General features: G+C 43.1%; 12 protein-coding genes and 1 pseudogene. 8 read left to right on the top strand and 5 right to left on the bottom strand.

The features are described from left to right. A partial coding sequence (locus IM485_RS09810; RefSeq protein WP_287742733.1) for a transposase occupies positions 1–100 on the top strand: 100 nt, incomplete at its 5' end. 300 nt (positions 101–400) lie between these two features. Here the strand turns inward: IM485_RS09810 and IM485_RS09805 are convergent. From IM485_RS09805 to cbiT, 4 genes are all read right to left on the bottom strand, one after another. After that, positions 401–637 carry a ribbon-helix-helix protein, CopG family gene (locus IM485_RS09805; protein ID WP_287742731.1) on the bottom strand — a complete coding sequence of 79 codons (237 nt, stop codon included), beginning with the start codon at positions 635–637 and terminating at the stop codon, positions 401–403. Between the two features lie 135 nt (positions 638–772). Further along, the gene (gene cobA, locus IM485_RS09800) at positions 773–2,290 is read right to left on the bottom strand and encodes a uroporphyrinogen-III C-methyltransferase (protein WP_287742728.1); all 1,518 of its coding nucleotides are present in this window, start codon (positions 2,288–2,290) and stop codon (positions 773–775) included. A gap of 54 nt (positions 2,291–2,344) precedes the next feature. Beyond that, positions 2,345–3,262: a phosphatidate cytidylyltransferase gene (locus tag IM485_RS09795; protein ID WP_016514637.1), complete on the bottom strand. Its 918-nt coding sequence runs from the start codon at positions 3,260–3,262 to the stop codon at positions 2,345–2,347. Between the two features lie 42 nt (positions 3,263–3,304). Then, positions 3,305–3,895: a precorrin-6Y C5,15-methyltransferase subunit CbiT gene (gene cbiT, locus IM485_RS09790; protein ID WP_002732225.1), complete on the bottom strand. Its 591-nt coding sequence runs from the start codon at positions 3,893–3,895 to the stop codon at positions 3,305–3,307. Between the two features lie 645 nt (positions 3,896–4,540). Between cbiT and IM485_RS09785 the strand changes: the two genes are divergently transcribed. The 7 genes from IM485_RS09785 to IM485_RS09755 all read left to right on the top strand — a co-directional run bounded on the left by IM485_RS09785 (position 4,541) and on the right by IM485_RS09755 (position 9,740). After that, positions 4,541–5,305, top strand: a complete 765-nt coding sequence (locus IM485_RS09785; protein WP_104397442.1) for a PD-(D/E)XK nuclease family protein — start codon at positions 4,541–4,543, stop codon at positions 5,303–5,305. A 499-nt stretch (positions 5,306–5,804) separates the two neighbouring features. Continuing rightward, positions 5,805–5,933, top strand: coding sequence for a hypothetical protein (locus IM485_RS09780; protein WP_272948746.1), 129 nt, complete (start codon positions 5,805–5,807; stop codon positions 5,931–5,933). After that, positions 5,930–6,619, top strand: a complete 690-nt coding sequence (locus IM485_RS09775) for a J domain-containing protein (protein ID WP_002794166.1) — start codon at positions 5,930–5,932, stop codon at positions 6,617–6,619. The genes IM485_RS09780 and IM485_RS09775 overlap by 4 nt, the downstream gene beginning before the upstream one ends. A gap of 250 nt (positions 6,620–6,869) precedes the next feature. After that, a complete protein-coding gene (locus tag IM485_RS09770; RefSeq protein ID WP_002733490.1) occupies positions 6,870–7,481 on the top strand; it encodes a DUF3611 family protein in 612 nt (203 codons plus the stop codon). Positions 7,482–7,483: 2 nt separating this feature from the next. After that, positions 7,484–7,825 carry a DUF565 domain-containing protein gene (locus IM485_RS09765; RefSeq protein ID WP_002753579.1) on the top strand — a complete coding sequence of 114 codons (342 nt, stop codon included), beginning with the start codon at positions 7,484–7,486 and terminating at the stop codon, positions 7,823–7,825. A gap of 200 nt (positions 7,826–8,025) precedes the next feature. After that, a complete protein-coding gene (locus tag IM485_RS09760; RefSeq protein ID WP_287742721.1) occupies positions 8,026–9,573 on the top strand; it encodes a mercuric reductase in 1,548 nt (515 codons plus the stop codon). A 5-nt stretch (positions 9,574–9,578) separates the two neighbouring features. Then, complete coding sequence (locus IM485_RS09755; protein WP_192576007.1) at positions 9,579–9,740, top strand: hypothetical protein; 162 nt, start codon at positions 9,579–9,581, stop codon at positions 9,738–9,740. Here the strand turns inward: IM485_RS09755 and IM485_RS09750 are convergent. After that, positions 9,737–9,931: pseudogene (locus tag IM485_RS09750) on the bottom strand (type II toxin-antitoxin system VapC family toxin); the annotation flags it as partial. The gene IM485_RS09755 and the pseudogene IM485_RS09750 overlap by 4 nt on opposite strands. Between the last annotated feature and the right edge of the window lie 116 nt (positions 9,932–10,047).

Below are 10,047 nucleotides of genomic sequence, written 5' to 3'. Positions count from 1 at the left end.
GGGAATGAATACCAAAATAAAGCTTATTAAAAGAATGAGTTATGGATTTACCAATTTTCAACATCTTCGACTTAAGCTGTTTGCTTGCTTTAATTCATAACAAAAATTAACACACGAAAACCAGAAGAGCCAAGAGAGAAAGCCAATATTTAGGGGATGCGGCAAAAAGTTTCTTGTGGGGGCAGGGTGTGGGGTTTTACCTAATTTTTAAATCCGTTGAGTAATGCACAGAAAACGGGTTTCTCGGAGAAACCCGTTTTCTACTCATGCAAAAGACAAAAGGGGGAATAAATAATCAGTTTTTAATAACCAGATTTAGTATGATTTTTGATCTGCCCTAGAGTGTTGCTATCACCTTTGACAAAATCACTAATCGTACAAGTATCGAGTAAAACCAGCACTAAATCACCTCATCTTCTCTAGGTGGGGAAAGTTCCTCTCTATAAGCTTCAAAAATAATACCATCACTTATACCTTGAAAATTAAGGATAGTTGACGACCATTGAGACTGTTCTTTTGTGGTAATTAAAAGCTGTATTGCTTCTCGAATCAAAGCATTCTGGGATTTGCCTGTAGAGCGAGATAAAGCCTGTAGTTGCTGACTTAATTCATCTTCCAGATCAAGATTGAGGTTCATAACTTAAATTAAGCAAATAAGTAGCTGGTTATAATTAAATGAAAAATGGACTTTAGGTTCGATCCCCCCTGCCCCTCTTGATAAGGGGCTTTGATCCTCCCAATCCGGGCTGCCGCAAATACGGCGGCGAGGATGTCAGGTCTTACTCCACTCGATTAAAGCGCTAGTCAACCCTTCTAGGGTATATTCTCGCGCCTCGATATCAACACGACCAAATAACTCTTGACAGGTTTTTGAAGTTTGCGGACCGATAGAAGCCAGACAAACTTTTTCTAAGAGGGAATTAACCGATAATTCTGCTGTTTCTTGTCGCAATAACCGATAAAAATTCTGGACGGTTTTGGAACTAGCAAAGGTGACTATATCGACTTTCCCATCTCGAAACGCTTCCCAGATGCCACTATCCATGCGTGCCGGACATCCGGAATAATATGCGGCCACTTCCGTCACCTGACCAGCTTTGGCCGTTAATTCCTTAACTAATATGTCTCTGCCTCCCGTTTCCACGCGAGGAAAGAGGAATTTTTGCCCCTTAATCGGGTCGGGAAACTCGTTTACCAAGGCATCAGCGACAAAATCCCCCGGGATAAAATCCGCTTTTAATCCTCGTGAGTGCAAAACTTGGCTGGTTTTTTTGCCCACCACGGCGATTTTTACAGTCGCTAAAGCCCTAGCATCTTTTCCCCAAAATGTCAAGCGATCAAAGAAAAAATTAACAGCATTGGCAGAAGTTAAAATCAGCCAATCAAACTCTTGTAACTGAGCGATGGCATCGTCTAAACCTTGCCAACGGTCGGGGGGACGAATCTCTAAAGCGGGCATTTCTAGGACTTCTGCGCCTTGATTTTGCAAAATTTCGCTAAATTGACTCGTTTGCTCGGCGGCACGGGTAATAACAATAGTTTTACCGCCTAGGGGTGGGGGAGAGGACATAATCGCCAGATCCACAACTTGACCAATGACCATAATAGAGGGTGAGAGGGACACCCCGGCGGTTTGAGCGAGAATATTTTCTAAAGTGCCGCGCCAAATTTGTTGATCCTTGCGTCCCGCCTGACGGATAATAGCGATCGAGTCGTGAATATTCCGCCCATTTTCGCATAATTTCTCGATAATTTGCCCTAAAGACTGACCAGCCATCAATAGCACAAGTGTATCAATTTTAGCTAAGGCTGACCAATCGAGAGACTCGGGATCGTGAGCGCTCAAGACCGCAAAACAGCGACTAATATCCTTTTCGGTCAGGGGAATTCCGGCCAATAAAGGAGCGGCTAAAGCGGAGGAAATACCGGTTATCAGTTCAAAATCACAGCCAGCCTGCTTTAAAGCCAACATTTCAGGATATACTCGCCCAAAAACTCCCGGATCACCACTTTTAAGCCGAATAACTCGTTTTCCCTCTTGACAATAATTAACCAGTATCCGATTAATCTGATTCTGCTCGGCCCCGGGTTGTCCTCCCCGTTTGCCGACATCGACTAAAACACAGGTTTTCGGCACTAGGGAGAAGATTTGACTATCCACTAGGGCATCGTACAGCAAAACCTCGGCCGTGGCTAAAATTGCTCGCGCTTGCAGGGTGAGAAAACTACTCTGACCGATTCCCGCACCGAGAAGATAAACTTTACCCCGGGGATGGACGACTGCTGACATAATCGCAAATTTGAGTTTAATCTTTAATCTAGCACTTGGAGAAGATGCAAATTACTAACGCAACAAGGGCAGCAGTAAAGTGACGAAATAATATACTAGGGGAGCGGTGAAGACATAACTATCGGTGCGATCGAGTATACCACCGTGACCGGGGATTAACTGGCCGGAATCCTTGACCCCAGCATCGCGTTTCATCATCGATTCGGTCAAATCGCCCAATAAACTGACAATACCAATTAATAAGCCCAAAAATAAGCCCGTCAGCTGCCAATAGGGCCAATCTAAATACCAAGCACCCAAATCGGCCACCGCTATACTGCCTAAAATGCCAAAAAAGGAACCTTCCACGGTTTTTTTGGGACTAATCAGCGATAAACTGGTTTTCCCTAACCATTTTCCCATGATATAGGCTCCGATATCGGCGGCCCAAATGCAACCGAAAGCTAGAAAAGTCACCGTCAAAGCGGCCGGGAATAATTTCGGTTCCATCCACGATTCCGGCCAATATCCCATCAGGGGTAAGTTACTGGCCATGGCCACGGGACCACTTTCGGGAGAAAAACCGACCCGTAAACGAATCCAATAACTAGGTAAGTAACCACCGTAAAACAGACCGAGAATTGAGGTGGAAATATCGGCAATTGTCGCCATTTTAGGCTGAAAGAGCAGATAAAAACAAATTAACGCTCCGGCCAGGGGAAACATGGCATCGGTGAGGGGGGCTGCCATAGTTGCCGTCAGCAGTAATAATTGGGAAACTACGAGAGTGGTTTTAGCGGCCGGTTCAATGCCTTTAGCGCGAACTAAGCGAAAATACTCTAATTGTCCCAAAAAGACGATAACACCGATGCCGAGGGTGAAATACCAACCCCCAACGATAATAATTCCCAGTGCGAAGGCAATAGCAAAAATAGCGCTGACAATGCGTGGCCAAGGCATGGTTAATCCAGAGAAATTAGGCGGCATTGTCATAATTATATAGATTAAGAAAACTTTATGGAAGGTTATCCCCGATTAAAGTTTATCGCCGCTCAGGATAAACATGGGATCAACGGCGGCAAAAACTTGGTGAATACCCCTAGTTTCTAGGCGATTTACTGCCGCTTGGACAATCTCGATATTACGCGCCTGTAAATTAGAAAAGCCTTCGGAAAATTGATAGAGGGTTTCTAAATTATTGGCCGTAGCCACGATGCGGCCATTGGGTTTCAGGTATTGCCACACTTCTTGCAGGACCGATTTAATCGGTTTGCCGCCCTCGATACAGACGCGATCGGGGGCGAGGGATATATTGGGCAGACAATCGGGCGCGCTGCCTTCAAAAACTGTAACATTTTTTACCCCGAAGCGATCGCAATTACGGCGGATTAAACTGGCCACTTCTTCATCCCTTTCAATAGCAATAATCGGACTATTGGGGCATAATAAGCCAATTTCAACGGGAATAGTGCCGGTTCCTGCCCCTATATCCCAGAAAACCCCCCCATCACCTAACCGCAAAGCGGAAATCATCAATAATCTCACCTCGCGTTTACTCAGGGGAATCCCGGGCAAACGTTCAAACAGTTCATCGGGAATACCGGGGGTTTTATATAACCAAGTCATGGGGGATCAATTATTGGGAAGCTTCACTACCAAGCATTATTATATAAGTTTGTCAAATTTTCTTTATTAAGTAAACAGGGACTTTTATAGGCATAAAACCCTGATTATAGCTCTAACAAGCTATTGTCTGTCATTAAGCTAAGACGTATTTTAACCCCCGATCCTTAGATTAGGTCAATCTCTCCCAATCCCTTTACTGTTGCAAGAGTGCCACAGTGCCTCATCTCAACAAGCAATTTAAATAGGCGGGCAGCTGATCTTAATGATGAGATAGGAAGTTTTTGTTTTGGCGGGTCAGTCCTCGGTCGTTAACACCAAATTAGGTTACACTTCATCTTTATGGGAAAGGCCGTCATGATCCTTTTTCTTAAGCATAGATTGTTCTAATCAATTTCTTTTGGTATTGTCTATCAAATGTTACTAAATACTCTGGCTATTCAACCTTCCTAGCATCTGTCAGCCAAAAACCATAGACTAACTCCTGTTTTATCAACGATAACTCTAAGTAGCTGGTTATAATTAAATTAAAAATGGATTTTAGGTTCGATCCCCCCTGCCCCCTTTGATAATGGGGGTGCCGATCCCCCCTTAATCCCCCCTTAATAAGGGGGGCATCTGAAAGTTTTTAATACCTATCTAGTTATCATGTCTAATATCTATCGTCTTGCCCAGGGCCATTTAAACCTATTGGAAACCTGTCCACCGAGATTTCAAAAAGTCTATCTAGAGCAACTTAACACACCGGCTGACCCCGGGCAATTGGAGAGGCAAGAATGGGGCAGTCAGTTTCACCTATTATTACAGCAGCGAGAATTAGGGCTGCCGATCACGTCCCTATTACGCGAAAATGAACAGTTAGAACATTGTTTAACAGCCCTATTAAAGGCCGCCCCGGCAATTGCCCAAAATCCGGGAGAAGCTAATCGAGAAGCAGAACATTGTCGCAGTTTAACTGTGGGTAATTATTTATTAACGGTTATCTATGATTTAATTTTACTAGAGAGCGATCGAGCGGTAATTTTTGACTGGAAAACCTACTTAAAACCTATCGATGCCGACAAACTAGCCAAAAATTGGCAGACGAGACTTTATCTGTATGTGTTGGCAGAAACTTCTGCTTATCCTCCTGATAGTTTATCGATGACCTATTGGTTTGTGCAGTTACCCCGCAGCCCCGAACAAATTACTTTTAACTATAACCAGAAACTACACCAACAGACAGGGCGGGATTTACGCCGTTTATTGAAGGATCTCGATCGCTATCTATCAGCATACCAAAATGATTTAGTCGATTTTCCCCATCGTCCCGATTGTCAGCTTCATTGTCCCTATTATCTTACACAAGAGCGATCGGGCCAAATAGACTTACCCTCGATCGAGGATATCCCTGAAATCAATCCTTTTGTCTAATTATTGCCAATTTTGTCAGTATTCTCAATTCAGAATTCTGAAGATTATTTTTATTTATTCTCCCTTCTCCCCCTCTCCCCCTCCCTTCTCCCCAATTCATAATTCATACTTTGTGCTTTTTGTCAAAAAAACTTTTTCTTTGTAATAAAACTACACAAAAAAAAGATCATCGTTGTGGGTGAAATTGACTAATTTACCCGTCTTAATTAGGATTACCTTGTAGGTGTGGCAAGGGTTTCAACCCTTGCCACCCAAAAAAGCACAGAATAACCCACTATGAAATTCTATCAAATCGCTGTAACCATTGTAAAATCGTTGTTAAATAAAAATCTTTCTCAATTAATTCTTAAGAATTTATAAATATTGCGGAATGTTAATTTAAATATTCTCAAGTTTTTGTGGTCAATATATAACTTTTGCTTATCTTTGGCGAACATTGGGTTAGAAGTCAGAAGTCGGGAGTCAGAAGTCAGTATTCAGGAAACAGGAGATTATTTTTATGTATTCTTCCCACACCCCACACCCCACACCCCACACCCCACTTTCCCACTCTCGACAATTCCCCTTCTCCGCCGCGTTAACCATGGTCGATAATAACAAAAGACAGATCGATCGCTTGCGCTCATGACCGGCAACCACTACCAAACCTTAGAAATCAGCCATAAATCGACCCCTGAGGAGATTAAACAGGCCTATCGGCGTTTAGCCAGACAATTCCATCCCGATAGTCAAAACGATAGTGCCAGTCACGATAAAATCGTCGCTATTAACGCCGCCTACGAGATCCTAAGCGATCCGAGACTAAGAAAGGACTACGATAACCAACTAATCGCCAATTCTCCCGAAAAACGCGCCCAACGCACCGCCACCGCCCAGGCAAATTACCATCGTTATAAAGAAGCAGTCCAAGAAGACGAAGCCCTGGTGAAACAGTGGTATAACCAGACCTATAGCCCGATTAATCGCCTGATCGGTCAAATTATCCGGCCTCTCAAAGGTCAGATCAATCACCTATCCGCCGATCCCTTCGATGATCAGTTGATGGCTGTTTTTCAAGACTATCTAGAAACCTGTCGCCAAAATCTCGATCGAGCCAAAACCCTCTTTTCCCAACGGCCCAACCCTGCCAAAATGGCCAAAGTGGCCGCTTCTCTGTACTACTGTCTCAATCATCTCACTGACGGACTAGAAGAATTAGAAACCTTTACCCTTAACTACGACGATCGCTCTCTCCACACCGGTCAAGAAATGTTTCGCATGGCCCAGCGTTTACAGGTAGAAGCTAAACAGATAGCCAGTCAGTGCCAAAATTAGACCTCTTGTAAAAATCAAAAATTGTTGTTAGGGTGAGGAGTCAGTAACCAGTAGTCAGGAGAATTAAGAATGAATAACAATCAATTAAATGGTCTATTTACATATTTTAGGCAATTTAATCATTATTTTTGCCGTATTTGAACCCTGAAAAATTAATTATGCCAGAGCTTGATTAAATCTCTAGCCATGGGCAAAAAAAAAGACGAAAATAGATCAAGACCAGATTTACCCAATCCCTAGCTTAACCCCGATGAGAGACAAACAATCAGAAATTACCAATATATCCACCCCTAGAGATTCTGATCTTTATTCCTTGCCTCCCGCCGTCCAACGGGCTGCTAATATCCTTTTACGTCAGGGAAGAATCGGTTTTTGGACGCAGATTGTCCTAGGCGTAATTTCAGGGGTTTTATTGCTCATTGCTACCGCTAGTTTATTAGGGACGAGACAACGCACTTCTGGTATTGAAATCGGTGTTTTATGTGCCATTGGTGGGGCTTGTTTCTTGGTAGTCGCCATTTTCTTTTCCTCTCGTTACATGAAAATTGCCCGTCAAATGTTGGGGGGAGATCAAGATAGTCGCCCGAAAAAATCCGATACTATTCAGTTAATCCGTCAGGGTTTAATCGCTAATATTATCGGGATGTTTTTAACCATTTTGGGAGCGCAAGCCTTGGCAGGAATCGTCTTAATTAAATCCCTCAATGTTCCCCAAGGTACTTTTAATGTTGCCTCTAACCCCAGTCAATTTGTTAATTCCGTTGACCTGTTAATTGTGCAGGCTAATACTAATACAATTCTCGCTCACTTTACCGGTATTGTTACCTCTTTGTGGCTTCTTAATCGTATTACTTCTAAATAAATATGACCATGCAACGCACCCGTTTAAGTACGCTGGCTAATGTCACCAGCAGTCGATTTAATAGCTTTTTTGGTAATCCTTGGCGGCGGATTTCCCTCCAGATAATTTGTGTTTTATTTGGAGTTTTTTCTGGGCAAGCAATTGTCACTACTGCTGGCCAAACTGCTCAATGGGATGTCACCGCTGCCGGTTTATTACTGCTGTTTACGGAGGCGACTAGCCGGATTGTTTATCGAAAAAGTTCCCAGGCTAAACCAGCACCGATTCTGCGAGAATCTTTCAATTTACTAAAAATTGGTATCACCTATAGTTTATTTCTAGAAGCCTTTAAAATTGGCTCTTAAATCCCCAATTGAAAAATAAAACGCACGACTCCTTAAGAGTTGACAGAGAAAGGCTCATCAGGTTTTGTCGGATTAATACAACAACAACTAACATAGAACCAAGAAACTTACTCTACCAACTTGGTCAAGAGGGAAATTTATTGACTATAAACTACAGAATAAAGGCGGTAACTGCGCCTAGGGAGTCGAGGTAGTTCACTATGTTTCAAAATAGCTCCAGTGAAGTTAGTATTCTCCCCATGGACGAACATAATCAAAAATTAGTTAATTATGTTCATCCTGCCGATTGGCTCAATCCCCAACCCCAAGATTGTTATGATTTAGTTGTCATTGGTGCGGGTACTGCGGGTTTAGTCGTAGCGGCGGGGGCGGCGGGTTTAGATATAGGTTTAAAAGTGGCTTTAGTGGAAAAACACTTAATGGGGGGAGATTGCCTCAATTTTGGTTGTATTCCTTCTAAATGTCTGATTCGTTCCTCTAGAATTATCGGGGAAATTGAGAAAGCCAAAAAATTAGGAATTGATATTGGAGATACTAGAGTAGATTTTGCCAGAGTAATGACCAGAATGCGGCAAATTCGCGCCGATATTAGCCATCATGATTCGGTGCAACGTTTCCAAAAACTAGGTATCGATGTCTTCTTGGGTAGCGCTCGTTTTTTAGGACAAAATACCGTGGAAGTCGCGGGAAAAACCCTCGCTTATAAAAAAGCCGTCATTGCCACTGGTACTAGGGCCCTTCATCTCGATATCCCCGGACTAAAAGAAGCGGGATTTTATACCAATGAAACAATTTTTTCCCTAACAGAATTACCCCCCCGATTAGCTGTTATCGGTGGCGGGCCGATTGGTTGTGAATTAGCCCAAGCTTTTCAACGGTTAGGCACGCAGGTGATTTTATTTCATAATCATTCCCATCTGTTGAATAAAGAAGACCCAGAAGCAGCCGAAATTATTGAGAATACTTTGCTGCGGGAAGGAATGCAATTAATTCTCTCTTGCCAAATTGAACGGGTGAGAAAAAATGAGCAGGGTAAAACCATTGAATATACTAGCAACGGCCAAGGAGCAACTATCACCGTTGATGAGATTTTAGTCGCTGCCGGCCGGGAGCCTAATCTGTCAGGATTAAATTTAGAAGCGGTGGCCGTGGAATACGATACTCGTCGGGGAGTCAAAGTTAATGATTATCTGCAAACTACTAACCCGAAAATTTATGCGGCTGGTGATATCTGTATGGATTGGAAATTTACCCATGCTGCCGATGCAGCCGCCCGTATTGTGATTAAAAATACTCTCTTTTCTCCCTTCGGTTTCGGACGCGATAAGCTCAGTAATTTAGTTATGCCTTGGGTCACTTATACCGACCCAGAAATCGCTCGTGTCGGCATGGATGAAACCCAAGCATTGACCCGGGGATTGACCACTAATACTATTAAAATTCCTTTGAGTATAGTCGATCGAGCTATCGCTGATGACGAAACGGACGGTTTTTTAAAAATTATTCACAAACAAGGTTCCGACCAAATTTTAGGAGCCACTATCGTCGCCGCTCACGCCGGTGAGATGATTTCCGAAATTACCACCGCTATGGTTGCTAAAATCGGATTGAGTAAACTCTCTACTGTTATTCATCCCTATCCCACCCAAGCGGAAGCGATTAAAAAGGCCGCCGATGCCTATCGTCGAACTCTCTTGACTCCTAATAGTAAAAAACTCTTGGAATTGTTGACTAAATTATCGCGTTAAAATCAATGATTGCCACCGGAGAACTGCGGCAGAACTTTGAACAATTCTGGCGGGAAGCAGCCGCACAGTTGGGAAACGCCCAATCCCTCACCGAACGGGGGTCGGGGAAATGGCAAGAGTACCAGTTGGAGAAATACCAACCCCTGACGCAGCTCTGCCCTTTTTAGAATACAAGTAAACGGTGAAAACCTTCTTGCTCAAAATGGCGATCGGTGGTTAATGCTTCATTAATATTGAACTGACGCATCAATAAAAAGCTAACTGCATCACATAAGGAATAAGTCTTATCTTGCCGTGCCATCAATAGTTTGACAGCAGCACGATGTAAAGGCTCAGGCTCTTCTAGGTTCTGTGTGAGCATGGTATAATAGTAACACAGAACAGGAGGTGGGTTATGTGGATAAATTTTGATCAACTCCTCGATTTACCAAATGTAACAGTGGTCAATTATCAAAAAATTGATGAGACAATTTT

The organism is Microcystis sp. M169S2 (assembly GCF_020245865.1).
In the GTDB taxonomy this organism is placed as follows: domain Bacteria; phylum Cyanobacteriota; class Cyanobacteriia; order Cyanobacteriales; family Microcystaceae; genus Microcystis; species Microcystis ichthyoblabe_A.
Note: the sequence above shows the minus strand (reverse complement) of the source record. Positions and strands in the feature narration are given on the sequence as shown.